Genomic DNA, 14653 nt, shown 5'->3' on the forward strand with positions numbered 1-14653 from the left:
CCCCAAAACCGTGATTTCCCTTGCAAGAATAAAACCGCAACCATGAAACCGACCCTGATCGCCGCCGCCGAAGTCGACCGCCTGGAGACCTGGCAGCGCTACGCCAGCCACATGTGCGGTGGCTGCCACTCGACCTGCTGCACCCTGCCGGTGGAGGTGAAGATCAAGGATCTGATCCGCATCGGCGTGGTGGACGAGTTCGAGAAGGACGAGCCACCGAAGAACATCGCCAAGCGCCTGCAGAAGGACGGCATCATCGAACGCTTCAACCAGAAGTCGGGGATCTTCACCCTGACCCGGATGAGCAACGACGACTGCCTCTATCTGGACCGCAAGAGCCGGCTGTGCACCATTTATGACAAGCGTCCGGATACCTGCCGCAATCACCCGAAGATCGGGCCGCGGCCGGGGTATTGTGCGTACAAGCCCAAGATGGTTACCCGCTGATCCTGCTTTGCTTTTGAAATCCTGGGGCTGCTTTGCAGCCCATCGCGGCACAAGGCCGCTCCTACAGGGTATTGCGGCTTTCTGTAGGAGCGGCCTTGTGCCGCGAAAGGGCCGCAAAGCGGCCCCTGAATTCTGTAGGCAAACAAACAAAAACGCCCCCGGCCTTTCGACCGGGGGCGTTTTCATTCAGCCTGAACTAATGACTCAGTTCTTGGCTTTCTTGGCAGCGCGGGTACGCTCGCCTTCGTCGAGGATCTTCTTGCGCAGACGGATCGACTTCGGCGTAACTTCGCACAGCTCGTCGTCCTGGATGAATTCCAGGGCCTGCTCGAGGGTGTGGCGAACCGGCGGAACCAGGGCGATGACTTCATCCTTGCCCGAAGCACGCATGTTGTCGAGCTTCTTGCCTTTGGTCGGGTTCACGCCCAGGTCGTTGTCACGGCTGTTCAGGCCGATGATCTGACCGTTGTAGATCTCCTGGCCGTGTTCAACGAACAGCTTGCCGCGAGCCTGCAGGGTTTCCAGCGAGTAGGTCAGTGCCTTGCCGGTCTCGACCGAAACCAGGACACCGTTCAGGCGGCCGGACATCTGGCCCGACTTCATGGTGTCGTAGCGATCAAAGATCGAGGTCAGGATGCCTGCACCGTTGGTCAGGGTCAGGAACTGGTTACGGAAACCGATCAGACCACGGGCTGGAATGTTGTACTCCAGGCGAACACGGCCCTTGCCATCCGGAACCATGTTGGTCAGGTCGCCTTTACGCAGGCCCATCTCTTCCATGACCTTGCCCTGGGATTCTTCAGGGATGTCGATGGTGACGTTCTCGAACGGCTCCTGCTTGACGCCGTCGACTTCGCGGATGATCACTTCCGGACGGCCCACGGCCATCTCGAAACCTTCACGGCGCATGGTTTCGATCAGTACCGACAGGTGCAGCTCGCCACGGCCCGATACCTTGAACTTGTCAGGGGAATCGGTTTCCTGAACGCGCAGGGCAACGTTGTACAGCAGCTCTTTGTCCAGACGGTCCTTGATGTTACGGCTGGTGACGAACTTGCCTTCTTTACCGCAGAACGGCGAGTCGTTGACCTGGAAGGTCATCGAAACGGTCGGCTCGTCAACGGTCAGCGGCTTCATCGCCTCGACGGTATCCGGGGCGCACAGGGTGTCGGAGATGAACAGCTCGTCGAAACCGCTGATGCAGACGATGTCGCCAGCCTGGGCTTCTTCGACGTCGACGCGGTGCAGGCCGTGGTGGCCCATCAGCTTGAGGATACGGCCGTTGCGCTTCTTGCCTTCGGTGTCGATGGCAACAACCGGGGTGTTCGGCTTGACGCGACCACGGGCGATACGGCCAACGCCGATAACGCCGAGGAAGCTGTTGTAGTCCAGAGCGGAGATCTGCATCTGGAACGGGCCGTCACGGTCAACCGACGGTGCTGGTACGTTGTCGACGATCGACTGGTACAGCGCGGTCATGTCTTCGCCCATGGCGGTGTGGTCCAGGCCGGCGATGCCGTTCAGGGCCGAGGCGTAGACGACTTTGAAGTCCAGCTGTTCGTCGGTGGCGCCGAGGTTGTCGAACAGGTCGAAGATCTGGTCCAGAACCCAGTCAGGACGCGCGCCCGGACGGTCGACCTTGTTGATCACGACGATCGGCTTCAGGCCGGCTTCGAAGGCCTTCTTGGTCACGAAGCGGGTTTGCGGCATCGGGCCGTCTTGCGCGTCGACCAGCAGCAGCACGGAGTCGACCATCGACATTACACGCTCGACCTCGCCACCGAAGTCGGCGTGGCCGGGGGTGTCGACGATGTTGATGTGGTAGCCGTTCCAGTTGATGGCGGTGTTCTTCGCCAGAATGGTAATGCCGCGCTCTTTTTCCTGGTCGTTGGAGTCCATGACGCGCTCGTCGTTGAGCTCGTTACGCTCCAGGGTGCCGGACTGGCGCAGGAGTTTGTCGACCAGGGTGGTTTTACCATGGTCAACGTGGGCGATGATGGCGATGTTACGCAGATTTTCGATCACAACTGTATCTCGATCAGAGGATTCGGTTGCCGCCAGTGTAGGCGGCCAATATGTACTGTTTAAGGCTCAGCGGGCCCGGCGGTCGGGAGGGCGATGGCGGATGCTGCCGCCATACAGCCCCGGCGTCTTATGTCGGACGATAAACACGCACATTGGCATGTCCCTCACTGAGCAGGTGGTGTGCGTGCAGACGGCTCATCACACCCTTGTCGCAATACAGCAGGTACTGGCGCGTAGGGTCCAGGTGCTTGAACTTGCTGTTGATCGCGTAGAACGGCATGGCCTGGACTTCGATACCTTCCAGCGCCAGGGGTTCGTCTTCCTGGGCATCAGGGTGACGAATGTCGATGACGATCTGACCGGGCAGCGCCTCGGCCACTTCCTCGACTTCGATGTCCTTGCCCAGCTCATCGATCACGTGGTCGATGGAAATGAACTTGGCGCGCTCCAGGGCACGCTCCAGCACTTCCATCTCGAACTGCTTCTCTTCGTGCTCCATGCGGTGACGCTTGGCATGGGTGGTCGGGTTCACCGAGATCACGCCGCAGTACTCGGGCATGTGCTTGGCGAAATCGGCGGTGCCGATTTCGGTGGCCTGGTCGATGATGTCCTGCTTGTGGCTGGCCAGCAGCGGGCGCAACACCAGCTTGTCGGTGGCCGAGTCGATGATCGACAGGTTCGGCAGCGTCTGGCTGGAGACCTGGGAGATCGCCTCGCCGGTGACCAGGGCGTCGATCTGCAGGCGGTCGGCCATGCGAGCAGCCGCGCGCAGCATCATGCGCTTGAGCGTGACGCCCATGTAGCTGTTGTCGACCTTGTTGAGGATTTCGCCGACCACTTCCTCGAACGGCACGCTGATGAACAGCACGCGCTGGCTGCTGCCGTACTTCTTCCACAGGAAATGGGCCACTTCCATCACGCCCAGTTCGTGGGCGCGGCCACCGAGGTTGAAGAAGCAGAAGTGGGTCATCAGGCCGCGGCGCATCATCTGGTAGGCCGCCACGGTGGAGTCGAAGCCACCGGACATCAGCACCAGGGTCTGTTCCAGGGCGCCCAGCGGATAGCCGCCGATGCCATTGTGCTGATTGTGGATCACGTACAGGCGCTGGTCGCGGATCTCGATGCGCACCAGCACCTCTGGCTTCTTCAGCTCGATGCCGGCGGCGCCGCACTGCTGGCGCAACTGGCTGCCGACGTAGCGGTCGACGTCCATCGAGGTGAAGTCGTGGTGGCCGCCGCGCTTGCAGCGCACGGCGAAGTACTTGCCGGCCAGCAGGTGGCCGAAGTGCTGCTTGCACTTGGCGACGATGTCGTCGAAGTCGCCCAGCGGGTATTCCTCGACCTGCAGGAAGTGAGTGATACCCGGGGTGCAGGACAGGCGCTCGATCATCTCGCGCTGGATCTTCTCGTCCTCGACGCGGGTAACCACCTCGAGATTGTCCCAGACACCGTCAACCGCGAGCTCGGGATCCAGGTCCTTGAGCACGTTGCGGATGTTCTTGGCGAGCTGGCGGATGAAGCGCTTGCGCACCGGCCGGCTCTTGATGGTGATCTCTGGGAAGACTTTGACGATAAGTTTCATTGGTTTAACAGCGCGCGCAGGGCCTGCCGAAAATAGGGGGCGCGAATTATAGCGGAAATCGCTCAAGGTTTGAGCAACTTTTGTACAGAAGGTGCGATTTATGTTGGCCGCACCACGCCTCGTCGGCCTGCTACGTGGGAGCGGGCTTGCCCCGCGATAAGGCCAGCATCGGCACCAAAGCACCATAATGGTGCATCAACACCAAAAAACGCATCTTATGAGTGCAAGGCTACACTCCATATCTTCATGAAATGCCCGCCAACGCCCCCTTTCATCCCACTCTCGCCATTTTTGGGCACTGGCATGCAATTTGCTCCCTTGTGAGGCAGGTACGCTTGGCCGACTATCCGCGCCCAGCGACACCCTTTTTCCAGGGCAGCGGCCAACTGCGCCCTAGACCATCCGGAGGACAACATGTCGAAGTCGGTTCAACTCATCAAAGATCATGACGTCAAGTGGATTGATCTGCGTTTCACGGACACCAAGGGCGTTCAGCATCACGTGACCATGCCGGCGCGCGATGGCCTGGACGAAGACTTCTTCGAAGTCGGCAAGATGTTCGACGGTTCCTCCATCGCTGGCTGGAAAGGCATCGAAGCCTCCGACATGATCCTGATGCCGGTCGACGAAACCGCCGTGCTGGACCCGTTCACCGAAGAGCCGACCCTGATCATCACCTGCGATATCGTCGATCCGTCGAGCATGCAGGGCTATGATCGCGACCCACGCGGCATCGCCAAGCGCGCCGAAGAGTACCTGAAGAGCACCGGCATCGGTGACACCGTGTTCGCAGGCCCGGAGCCTGAGTTCTTCATCTTCGACGAAGTGAAGTTCCAGTCGGACATCTCCGGCTCGATGTTCAAGATCTTCTCCGAGCAAGGCTCGTGGATGACCGGCGCTGACGTCGAAGGCGGCAACAAAGGCCACCGTCCGGGCGTGAAAGGCGGCTACTTCCCGGTTCCGCCGTTCGACCACGACCACGAAATCCGCACCGCCATGTGCAACGCCCTGGAAGAAATGGGCCAGACCGTCGAAGTCCACCACCACGAAGTGGCGACCGCCGGCCAGAACGAAATCGGCGTCAAGTTCAACACCCTGGTGAAGAAAGCTGACGAAGTACAGGCCCTGAAGTACGTCGTGCACAACGTTGCCGACGCCTACGGCCGTACCGCCACCTTCATGCCCAAGCCTCTGTACGGCGACAACGGCTCGGGCATGCACGTGCACATGTCGATCTGGAAAGACGGCAAGAACACCTTCTCCGGTGAAGGCTATGCCGGCCTGTCCGACACCGCCCTGTACTTCATCGGCGGCATCATCAAGCACGGCAAGGCCCTGAACGGCTTCACCAACCCGTCGACCAACTCCTACAAGCGTCTGGTCCCAGGTTTCGAAGCCCCGGTAATGCTGGCCTACTCGGCGCGCAACCGTTCCGCCTCGATCCGTATTCCATACGTCGGCAGCCCGAAAGCCCGCCGTATCGAAGCACGCTTCCCGGACCCATCGGCCAACCCGTACCTGGCCTTCGCGGCCCTGCTGATGGCCGGCCTGGACGGTATCCAGAACAAGATCCACCCAGGCGATGCCGCCGACAAGAACCTGTACGACCTGCCGCCTGAAGAGGCCAAGGACATCCCGCAGGTGTGCGGCAGCCTGAAGGAAGCCCTGGAAGAGCTGGACAAGGGCCGTGCGTTCCTGACCAAAGGCGGCGTGTTCTCCGACGACTTCATCGATGCCTTCATCGAGCTGAAGAGCGAAGAGGAGATCAAGGTCCGCACCTTCGTGCACCCGCTGGAATACGAGCTGTACTACAGCTGCTGATATGGTCGGCGCCCCGCGTCGATGACATCAGGACGGCCTCCCTCGGGAGGCCGTTTCTTTTTCATACCCTCATCATCGAACAACACCTATTAGCCGCCGCAACGCCAAAGGCGACACTCGAGGCTTCATTCCCAAGGAGATCGCCATGCGTGCCACCATCCTCGCCCTCACCTGCGGCTTCGCCCTGTCCGGTTGCGCCACCTCACCGAGCGTCACGCCAACCCTGGATCAGTTGCTTGCCACCATCGACCGGCGCCTGGACCTGGCCGAAGCGGTCGCACTGCACAAGTGGGATCACCAGCAACCCGTGCAGGCCAGCGTCCGCGAGCAGCAGGTATTGCTCGGCGCACGCCAGGCCGCCGTCGCCCACCACCTGGATCCGGCACGCGTCGAGGCCTTCTTTGCCGACCAGATCGAAGCCAACAAGCTCCTGCAGTACCACCTGCTCGACACCTGGCATCGCGCCCGAAAAGCGCCAGCTCTTCCACGCCGCGACCTGGCCAGTGAAGTGCGCCCTGAACTGGACCTGCTGCAGGAACAGCTGCTGAGCGCCCTCGCCCGCTTTGACCAGACCCCGCCGGACAATTGCGCCAACCACTTGGCCGATGCCCTGCAACAACGCACCCAGGACACCACCCGCCACCTCGCCCTGGTTCGTGCCAGCGCCCAGCTGTGCAAATTGCGCTGACCGCCCTATGCTCCATATTGGTGCATGACTGCGCAAAACGCCCCATCATGCATCCCAATTTGGGTCACATGAATCGATAAACCAGGGCTTTCTGGCTCGAATTCGCGCAATTCCAGGTCTCTATCCGGAATTTCCGCTTCTTTTCGGAGCCTTGGTTTGGTTCTTGCATTTTCACTGCATCCAGCACTCTTCCGTGCGCGCCCCAGGCCTGAGCTCTTGGGCGCCACTGTGCCAAAAGAGGTCAACGACGCCTTATGACCATCAGCGATGCACAGCACCGTCTGCTTCTGGACAACCTGACCACGGCCACGCTGCTGCTCAACTCTGAACTGCGCCTGGAATACATGAACCCGGCCGCGGAGATGCTGCTGGCCGTCAGCGGCCAGCGCAGCCACGGGCAGTTCATCAGCGAGCTGTTCACCGAATCGACCGAGGCGCTCAATTCATTGCGCCAGGCGGTGGAGCAGGCGCACCCGTTCACCAAGCGTGAAGCGCAGCTGACCTCGCTGACCGGCCAGACCATCACCGTCGACTATGCCGTCACCCCCATCCTGCACCTGGGCCAGACCCTGCTGTTGCTGGAGGTGCACCCGCGTGACCGCCTGCTGCGCATCACCAAGGAAGAGGCCCAGCTGAGCAAGCAGGAGACCACCAAGATGCTGGTGCGCGGCCTGGCCCACGAGATCAAGAACCCCCTCGGCGGCATCCGCGGCGCGGCCCAGTTGCTGGCCCGCGAACTGCCGGACGAGAGCCTGCGCGACTACACCAACGTGATCATCGAAGAGGCCGACCGCCTGCGTAACCTGGTCGACCGCATGCTCGGCTCGAACAAGTTGCCGTCGCTGGCCATGACCAACATCCACGAGGTGCTCGAGCGCGTGTGCAGCCTGGTCGAGGCCGAGAGCCAGGGCTGCATCACCTTGGTGCGCGACTACGACCCGAGCCTGCCGGACGTGCTGATCGACCGCGAGCAGATGATCCAGGCCGTGCTCAACATCGTGCGCAACGCCATGCAGGCCATCGGCGGGCAGAACGAGCTGCGCCTGGGCCGCATCACCCTGCGCAGCCGCGCCGTGCGCCAGTTCACCATCGGCCATGTGCGCCACCGCCTGGTCGCCAGGATCGAGATCGTCGACAACGGCCCCGGCATCCCCGCGGAACTGCAGGACACCCTCTTCTATCCCATGGTCAGCGGCCGCCCGGACGGTACCGGGCTGGGCCTGGCCATCACCCAGAACATCATCAGCCAGCACCAGGGCCTGATCGAGTGCGAAAGCCACCCCGGCCACACCACCTTCTCGATCTACCTGCCCCTGGAACAAGGAGCCACTGCCCCATGAGCCGAAGTGAAACCGTCTGGATCGTCGATGATGATCGTTCCATCCGCTGGGTCCTGGAAAAGGCCCTGCAGCAGGAAGGCATGACCACCCAGAGCTTCGACAGCGCCGACGGCGTCATGGGTCGGCTGGCCCGCCAGCAGCCGGACGTGATCATCTCGGACATCCGCATGCCGGGTGCCAGCGGCCTCGACCTGCTCGCCCAGATCCGCGAACAGCACCCGGGGTTGCCGGTGATCATCATGACCGCCCACTCCGACCTGGACAGCGCCGTGGCCTCGTACCAGGGCGGCGCCTTCGAGTACCTGCCCAAGCCGTTCGATGTCGACGAGGCGGTGTCGCTGGTCAAGCGCGCCAACCAGCATGCCCAGGAGCAGCAAGCCCTGGAAGTGCCCCAGGCGCTGGCCCGCACGCCCGAGATCATCGGCGAGGCGCCGGCGATGCAGGAGGTGTTCCGCGCCATCGGTCGCCTAAGCCACTCCAACATCACCGTGCTGATCAACGGTGAGTCCGGCACGGGCAAGGAGCTGGTGGCCCACGCCCTGCACCGCCACAGCCCGCGTGCGGCGTCGCCGTTCATCGCCCTGAACATGGCGGCGATCCCCAAGGACCTGATGGAATCCGAGCTGTTCGGCCATGAAAAAGGCGCCTTCACCGGCGCCGCCAACCTGCGCCGCGGCCGTTTCGAGCAGGCCGACGGCGGCACGTTGTTCCTCGACGAGATCGGCGACATGCCCGCCGACACCCAGACCCGCCTGCTGCGGGTACTGGCAGATGGCGAGTTCTACCGGGTCGGCGGCCATGTGCCGGTGAAGGTGGACGTGCGCATCATCGCCGCCACCCACCAGAACCTCGAGTCGCTGGTGCAGGCCGGCAAGTTCCGTGAAGACCTGTTCCACCGCCTCAACGTGATCCGTATCCATATCCCGCGCCTGGCGGATCGACGCGAGGACATCCCGGCCCTGGCCCGCCACTTCCTCGGCCGCGCCGCCCAGGAGCTGGCGGTGGAACCCAAGCTGCTCAAGCCGGAGACCGAGGAGTTCATCCGCAACCTGCCGTGGCCGGGCAACGTGCGCCAGCTGGAGAACACCTGCCGCTGGATTACGGTGATGGCCTCCAGCCGCGAAGTGCTGGTCGGCGACCTGCCGCCGGAATTACTCAACCTGCCCCAGGACGCCGCGCCGGTGACCAACTGGGAGCAGGCCCTGCGTCAGTGGGCCGACCAGGCCCTGGCCCGTGGCCAGTCGAGCCTGCTCGACAGCGCCGTGCCCAGTTTCGAGCGGATCATGATCGAGACCGCACTCAAGCATACGGCCGGGCGGCGTCGTGATGCGGCGTTGTTGCTGGGGTGGGGGCGTAATACCTTGACGCGCAAGATCAAGGAGTTGGGGATGAAGGTGGATGGAGGGGATGATGATGACGGGGAAGAGCACTGATTAATGAGTGTGCTTCGGTGAAGAGAGGGCCACACATGGCCCTCCTGACTCAGGTGCACCCATAAGCTAGTTCGCTCGCGAACGCCTGATGAAACAGGCACACTAGGCTAAATTCCTCAGTTCCTCTCCGACCTCCAACACCGCATTGAATGACTTATCAATCGAGCTCTCGTTTTTATCGGGGGATGGCCACACTCCTCGGCTGATGTCTTGATTGATCCTATCCTTAACATCATTAAACACAGCGGCAACCCTATTAGCTTCCTGACCTGTACTGTGATTCAGGTAGTAGTATTCATCTTTTGCTAATTTATTCTCACGGCGCTTTGCACCCTTCGAAAAGACCAACGCCACAACTCCAGCAATTGTACCAACCGTCCCTAACAGCGCTGGAGCGGCCCCTCCAGTGGCTAAACTTACTCCCGTCCCAACAGCTGCAACCACAGGTACCACAACTGCCGACGTCTCACCAATCTGCCTTGACAGTGTTGGCTTCACCTTATTCAGAACATTGGGATCAGTGGAGTGGCGCTGTTCAGCGACAATTGCGCGCCCCGAGGTATTTGTCTGGTGAACAGTCTTCCCTGCGTCGCGAGCAGCGAACAAGGCCAGCGTGATATTTAATCCAGATTCAATAACTTGACCGCTAGGATCCCACCGATTTACAGGATCGCCACCACAATAGGCATACGCATTTATACCACCCTTACCAAATGGACTTAACTGATCTGGAGATTGAAACCGAAATAGCCCTGGAGAATAGCAACGGTGGCCATTACCCAGCAGATAACTGCCGGTCACCTTATCACTAGGTTGTCCGCAAAAGCCGAGCATCGGTCCATCTGAAACGGCAGTGGCACCATATGGCGTATACGCTCTGGAGAAATTGCTTCCCCAAAACGGTGATCGCTGGTGATCGAGTATCGGCAAGTACAGGCTCATAAACAGTCGCTCCCACAGGACCATGGAATCATGAGACGAAAGCTAACCGAGGCTACTCAGTGTCCGATACTGGCAAAATTATCAGGTCCCGGTAGAAGCCTCCCCCGCCTGATGTCTACTTCTACCGGATAGAGCCCCTTTGCACCGTTGCTGTGCCATATGCACCAGCAAAAGGCAGATTAGTCCTCATAACCCCTCGAAAAATGACCAGAACACCGCATTTCTGGGCCGACCAGACCTGGCACGCTCCCTGCTAAGTACCCAGTACCTCCAGTTTTGGGGACCTCGGTACAGGCAGGCCGGGAAATCCCCTCTTTTATTCGTGCAGCCTCACCTGCACCCGCCAGCGCCCCGCCTCCTCCGTCGCGTTCCACTCGCCGCGCAGGGGGCGGGCGGCCACCACGGTCAGCACCAGCCCCTCCTCACTCTTCTGCAGGCGCCAGCCCACCGGTTTGTCCTGCAGCGTCAGCTGACCCCGCTGGGTCTTGCCCTGGGCTTCGAACACGATGGCCACGGTGCCCTGGACGTTCTCGCCATGCAGCCTGGGCTCTTCGTTGAACCACAGGTCCAGGCCATCCTGCACCACCTGCACCTGCTCGAGCACCCGTTCCTCCGGAGTGGTCAGGCGGCCGATCATCATGCCGACCATCAGCCCGACAATCGCCAGCGACAGGATCACCCGCGGGAAGGCCTTCGAACGCGGGTCGGGTTCGGGGGTAGAATGCCCGTCATCTTCATGCTTGGAGCCGTGCATGTTTCACGTCATCCTTTTTCAACCAGAAATTCCGCCGAATACCGGCAATATCATCCGCCTGTGCGCCAACAGCGGCTGCGACCTGCACCTGATCGAGCCGATCGGCTTCGAACTGGACGACAAGCGCCTGCGCCGGGCAGGGCTGGACTACCACGAGTATGCCACGCTCAAGCGCCATCAAAGCCTGGCCGACTGCCTGGAAAGCCTGAACCAGCCACGGCTGTTCGCCTTCACCACCAAGGGCTCGCACCCGTTCCATGAGGTCGAGTACCAGCCCGGTGACGCCTTCCTGTTCGGGCCTGAAAGCCGTGGCCTGCCGGCCGAGGTGCTGGACAGCCTGGCGCCCGAGCAGCGCTTGCGCCTGCCGATGCGGCCGGGGTGCCGGAGCCTGAACCTGTCCAATACCGTGGCGGTGACGGTGTACGAGGCGTGGCGGCAGCAGGGGTTTGCCTGAAAGGGCCTATCGCGGGGCAAGTCGCATCGGCGCACCGCCGCTCCCACGAAGCTAAGCCTTGCTAAAAGACGAACAAAAAAGGGCGACCGAAGTCGCCCTTTCTTGTTACAGCGATTACTGCACGGTCGGCACTTCGCCGGCTTCCTGCATGCGCTGCATTTCTTGCGCGTACAGGGCGTCGAAGTTGACCGGCGACAGCATCAGCGCCGGGAACGAGCCACGGGTCACCAGGCTGTCCAGGGTCTCGCGGGCGTACGGGAACAGGATGTTCGGGCAGAACGCGCCGAGGGTGTGGCTCATCGAGGAGGCGTCCAGATTGGCGATCAGGAAGATGCCGGCCTGCTGCACTTCAGCGATGAAGGCCACTTCGTCGCCGTTCTTGACGGTCACCGACAGGGTCAGCACGACTTCGTGGAAGTCGCCTTCCAGGGCCTTCTGGCGGGTGTTCAGGTCCAGCGAGACGCTCGGTTCCCACTGCTGGCGGAAGATCTGCGGGCTTTTCGGGGCCTCGAACGACAGATCGCGCACGTAGATGCGCTGCAGGGAGAATTGTGGAGCGTTGGCGTCAGTGGCGCCGTTGGTCTGTTGCTCGGTCATGGCAGATCCTTTTCCTAATGTTCTTGAATGCAGTGCGAATCAGGCCGCCAGCAGCGCGTCGAGCTTGCCCGCGCGCTCCAGGGCATAGAGGTCATCGCATCCACCGACGTGCGTGCTGCCGATCCAGATCTGCGGCACCGAGGTACGGCCGGCCTTCTGGCTCATTTCGGCGCGAACCTGGGGCTTGCCGTCGACCTTGATCTCCTCGAACGCCACGCCCTTGCTCTCGAGCAGGTACTTGGCGCGCATGCAGTAGGGGCAGTAGTCGCTGGAATAGACGATGACGGGCTTCATATCACTTCACCAGGGGCAGGTTATCGGCTTTCCAGCTGGAAACGCCACCGCTGAGCTTGGCGGCGGTGTAACCAGCCTTGAGCAGTTCGCGGCACAGGGTGCCGGACTGCTGGCCCATCGCGTCGACGACGATCAGGGTCTTCTCTTTGTGTTTTTCCAGCTCGCTCATACGGCCGGCGACTTTGTCCTGGGGAATGTTCAGCGCACCGACGATATGCCCGGCCGAGTATTCCTTGGCGGTACGGATATCGATCACCACGGCCTTGTCGGCGTTGACCAGGGCGGTCAGCTGGCCGTTGCTCAGGCTCTGGCCGCCACGGCGGACTTCGTTGATCAGCAGCAGGACCAGCAGGACGACGAAAATGGCCACCAGGATGTAGTGATCTGTCGCGAATTGAATCAGGTGAGCAACCATCAGGGGTGTTCCAGGCGATTGAAAATGGCGGCCAGTATACACAGCGCCCCATGACCGCCAAAGCCCACTGGGCTTGCGGCAAACGCGTCTTCATGTTGCATGCCTGACCGCGCTGGTCGGGCAAGGGGAGGAATATTCGCCGTCGCTGGCGGATTTGCCCTAAAATGCGTGTCTTTATCATCTTTGAACAACCGTGAGTTTGATTGATGACGAGTACGCCTAAACCCCTGGTCCTGATCATCCTGGATGGCTTCGGTCACAGCGAAAGCCCCGAATACAACGCCATCTTCGCTGCCAACACGCCGGTCTACGACCGCCTGCGCGCCACCCAGCCGCATGGCCTGATCTCCGGCTCCGGCATGGACGTGGGGCTGCCCGACGGGCAGATGGGCAACTCCGAAGTCGGTCACATGAACCTCGGCGCCGGCCGCGTGGTGTACCAGGACTTCACCCGGGTGACCAAGGCCATCCGTGACGGCGAGTTCTTCGAGAACCCCGTGCTCGGCGGCGCGGTGGACAAGGCCGTCGGCGCCGGCAAGGCCGTGCACATCCTCGGCCTGCTCTCCGACGGCGGCGTGCACAGCCACCAGGATCACCTGATCGCCATGGCCGAGCTGGCCGCGCAGCGTGGCGCCGAGAAGATCTACCTGCACGCCTTCCTCGACGGCCGCGACACCCCGCCGCGCAGCGCCCAGTCGTCGATCGAACTGCTCGACGCCACCTTCGCCCGCCTGGGCAAGGGCCGCATCGCCAGCCTGATCGGCCGCTACTACGCCATGGACCGCGACAACCGCTGGGACCGCGTCAGCGCCGCCTACAACCTGATCGTCGACAGCGCCGCCGAATACACCGCCGACAGCGCCCTTGCCGGCCTGCAAGCCGCCTACGCCCGCGACGAGAACGACGAGTTCGTCAAGGCCACGCGCATTGGTGAAGCCGTCAAGGTCGAGGATGGCGACGCGGTCATCTTCATGAACTTCCGCGCCGACCGCGCCCGCGAGCTGTCCCGGGCATTCGTCGAGCCGGACTTCAATGAATTCCCACGCGCACGCCTGCCCAAGCTGGCGGCGTACATCGGCCTGACCCAGTATTCGGCGAAAATTCCGGCGCCAGCCGCCTTTGCCCCGTCCAGCCTGGACAATGTCCTGGGCGAATACCTGGCGAAAAACGGCAAGACCCAACTGCGTATCGCCGAGACCGAGAAGTACGCCCATGTCACCTTCTTCTTCTCCGGCGGTCGTGAAGAGCCGTTCGAAGGCGAAGAACGCATCCTGATCCCGTCGCCGAAGGTCGCCACCTACGACCTGCAGCCGGAAATGAACGCTCCCGAGGTCACCGACCGCATCGTCGAGGCCATCGAGCAGCAGCGTTATGACGTGATCGTGGTCAACTATGCCAACGGCGACATGGTCGGCCATACCGGCGTGTTCGAAGCGGCGGTCAAGGCCGTCGAGGCCCTGGACGTCTGCGTCGGCCGTATCGTCGAGGCCCTGGACAAGGTCGGCGGCGAAGCGCTGATCACCGCCGACCACGGCAACGTCGAGCAGATGGAAGACGAGTGCACCGGCCAGGCGCACACCGCCCATACCAGCGAGCCGGTGCCGTTCATCTATGTCGGCAAGCGTCAGGTCAAGGTCCGCGAAGGCGGCGTGCTGGCCGATGTGGCGCCGACCATGCTCAAGCTGCTGGGGCTGGAAAAGCCGGTCGAGATGACCGGCACCTCGATCTTGATCGATCAGTAACAGCCCGTGGGAGCGGGCTTGACCCGCGATGGCGTCATCTGCGCCAGTGATGATCCAGCGCAAGACGCTATCGCGGGGCAAGCCCGCTCCCACGAGGGTTTTAACCCGCTTTACCCATG

14 protein-coding genes are annotated in these 14653 nt (G+C 61.8%); 7 read left to right on the forward strand and 7 right to left on the reverse strand.

The features are described from left to right. Positions 1-42 precede the first annotated feature (42 nt). On the forward strand, positions 43-447 hold the full coding sequence (locus tag VUG52_RS25185; protein WP_331832221.1) for a YkgJ family cysteine cluster protein: 405 nt from the start codon (positions 43-45) through the stop codon (positions 445-447). Positions 448-651: 204 nt separating this feature from the next. Here VUG52_RS25185 and typA read toward each other — a convergent pair whose 3' ends face one another. Both typA and thiI read right to left on the reverse strand, forming a co-directional pair. Beyond that, on the reverse strand, positions 652-2472 hold the full coding sequence (gene typA, locus VUG52_RS25190) for a translational GTPase TypA (protein WP_050707290.1): 1821 nt from the start codon (positions 2470-2472) through the stop codon (positions 652-654). Positions 2473-2599: 127 nt separating this feature from the next. Further along, positions 2600-4054 carry a tRNA uracil 4-sulfurtransferase ThiI gene (gene thiI / locus VUG52_RS25195; protein WP_331832222.1) on the reverse strand — a complete coding sequence of 485 codons (1455 nt, stop codon included), beginning with the start codon at positions 4052-4054 and terminating at the stop codon, positions 2600-2602. Between the two features lie 414 nt (positions 4055-4468). Here thiI and glnA point away from each other — a divergent pair, with 414 nt between their 5' ends. The 4 genes from glnA (at position 4469) to ntrC (ending at position 9336) form a co-directional block, all read left to right on the forward strand. Further along, the gene (gene glnA, locus VUG52_RS25200) at positions 4469-5875 is read left to right on the forward strand and encodes a type I glutamate--ammonia ligase (RefSeq protein WP_050707292.1); all 1407 of its coding nucleotides are present in this window, start codon (positions 4469-4471) and stop codon (positions 5873-5875) included. A 145-nt stretch (positions 5876-6020) separates the two neighbouring features. Further along, entirely contained in the window at positions 6021-6563 is a 543-nt protein-coding gene (aroQ, locus tag VUG52_RS25205; protein WP_050707293.1) for a gamma subclass chorismate mutase AroQ, read from the forward strand. A gap of 254 nt (positions 6564-6817) precedes the next feature. After that, positions 6818-7903 carry a nitrogen regulation protein NR(II) gene (glnL, locus tag VUG52_RS25210; protein ID WP_050707294.1) on the forward strand — a complete coding sequence of 362 codons (1086 nt, stop codon included), beginning with the start codon at positions 6818-6820 and terminating at the stop codon, positions 7901-7903. After that, on the forward strand, positions 7900-9336 hold the full coding sequence (ntrC, locus tag VUG52_RS25215) for a nitrogen regulation protein NR(I) (RefSeq protein ID WP_050707295.1): 1437 nt from the start codon (positions 7900-7902) through the stop codon (positions 9334-9336). The genes glnL and ntrC overlap by 4 nt, the downstream gene beginning before the upstream one ends. Positions 9337-9438: 102 nt before the next feature. Here the strand turns inward: ntrC and VUG52_RS25220 are convergent, their stop codons facing one another. Both VUG52_RS25220 and VUG52_RS25225 read right to left on the reverse strand, forming a co-directional pair. Further along, positions 9439-10278 carry an RHS repeat-associated core domain-containing protein gene (locus tag VUG52_RS25220; RefSeq protein ID WP_256206035.1) on the reverse strand — a complete coding sequence of 280 codons (840 nt, stop codon included), beginning with the start codon at positions 10276-10278 and terminating at the stop codon, positions 9439-9441. Between the two features lie 316 nt (positions 10279-10594). Then, positions 10595-11032, reverse strand: a complete 438-nt coding sequence (locus VUG52_RS25225; RefSeq protein WP_050707296.1) for a hypothetical protein — start codon at positions 11030-11032, stop codon at positions 10595-10597. Between VUG52_RS25225 and trmL the strand changes: the two genes are divergently transcribed. Continuing rightward, a complete protein-coding gene (gene trmL, locus VUG52_RS25230; protein WP_050707297.1) occupies positions 11031-11486 on the forward strand; it encodes a tRNA (uridine(34)/cytosine(34)/5-carboxymethylaminomethyluridine(34)-2'-O)-methyltransferase TrmL in 456 nt (151 codons plus the stop codon). The two genes, VUG52_RS25225 and trmL, sit on opposite strands and share 2 nt — an antisense overlap. Before the next feature lie 114 nt (positions 11487-11600). Here trmL and secB read toward each other — a convergent pair whose 3' ends face one another. The 3 genes from secB to VUG52_RS25245 are packed head-to-tail and all read right to left on the reverse strand — an operon-like array spanning position 11601 to position 12792. Further along, entirely contained in the window at positions 11601-12083 is a 483-nt protein-coding gene (gene secB / locus VUG52_RS25235) for a protein-export chaperone SecB (RefSeq protein ID WP_050707298.1), read from the reverse strand. A gap of 39 nt (positions 12084-12122) precedes the next feature. Then, positions 12123-12377, reverse strand: coding sequence for a glutaredoxin 3 (gene grxC, locus VUG52_RS25240; RefSeq protein ID WP_003249204.1), 255 nt, complete (start codon positions 12375-12377; stop codon positions 12123-12125). A 1-nt stretch (position 12378) separates the two neighbouring features. Next, complete coding sequence (locus tag VUG52_RS25245) at positions 12379-12792, reverse strand: rhodanese-like domain-containing protein (RefSeq protein ID WP_028688411.1); 414 nt, start codon at positions 12790-12792, stop codon at positions 12379-12381. Between the two features lie 206 nt (positions 12793-12998). On the opposite strand from VUG52_RS25245, the gene gpmI reads away from it, so the two are divergent. Beyond that, the gene (gene gpmI / locus VUG52_RS25250) at positions 12999-14534 is read left to right on the forward strand and encodes a 2,3-bisphosphoglycerate-independent phosphoglycerate mutase (RefSeq protein WP_050707299.1); all 1536 of its coding nucleotides are present in this window, start codon (positions 12999-13001) and stop codon (positions 14532-14534) included. The last annotated feature ends 119 nt before the right edge of the window (positions 14535-14653 follow it).

The sequence above is a fragment of the Pseudomonas sp. LH21 genome (assembly GCF_036549575.1).
Taxonomy (GTDB): domain Bacteria; phylum Pseudomonadota; class Gammaproteobacteria; order Pseudomonadales; family Pseudomonadaceae; genus Aquipseudomonas; species Aquipseudomonas peradeniyensis.

Coding starts and splice junctions, on each gene's coding strand:
- ntrC (WP_050707295.1), top strand. CDS start 7,900: ATGAGCCGAAGTGAAACCGTCTGGATCGTCGATGATGATCGTTCCATC.
- VUG52_RS25185 (WP_331832221.1), top strand. CDS start 43: ATGAAACCGACCCTGATCGCCGCCGCCGAAGTCGACCGCCTGGAGACC.
- glnL (WP_050707294.1), top strand. CDS start 6,818: ATGACCATCAGCGATGCACAGCACCGTCTGCTTCTGGACAACCTGACC.
- glnA (WP_050707292.1), top strand. CDS start 4,469: ATGTCGAAGTCGGTTCAACTCATCAAAGATCATGACGTCAAGTGGATT.
- secB (WP_050707298.1), bottom strand. CDS start 12,083: ATGACCGAGCAACAGACCAACGGCGCCACTGACGCCAACGCTCCACAA.
- grxC (WP_003249204.1), bottom strand. CDS start 12,377: ATGAAGCCCGTCATCGTCTATTCCAGCGACTACTGCCCCTACTGCATG.
- VUG52_RS25225 (WP_050707296.1), bottom strand. CDS start 11,032: ATGCACGGCTCCAAGCATGAAGATGACGGGCATTCTACCCCCGAACCC.
- thiI (WP_331832222.1), bottom strand. CDS start 4,054: ATGAAACTTATCGTCAAAGTCTTCCCAGAGATCACCATCAAGAGCCGG.
- gpmI (WP_050707299.1), top strand. CDS start 12,999: ATGACGAGTACGCCTAAACCCCTGGTCCTGATCATCCTGGATGGCTTC.
- VUG52_RS25245 (WP_028688411.1), bottom strand. CDS start 12,792: ATGGTTGCTCACCTGATTCAATTCGCGACAGATCACTACATCCTGGTG.
- trmL (WP_050707297.1), top strand. CDS start 11,031: ATGTTTCACGTCATCCTTTTTCAACCAGAAATTCCGCCGAATACCGGC.
- VUG52_RS25220 (WP_256206035.1), bottom strand. CDS start 10,278: ATGAGCCTGTACTTGCCGATACTCGATCACCAGCGATCACCGTTTTGG.
- aroQ (WP_050707293.1), top strand. CDS start 6,021: ATGCGTGCCACCATCCTCGCCCTCACCTGCGGCTTCGCCCTGTCCGGT.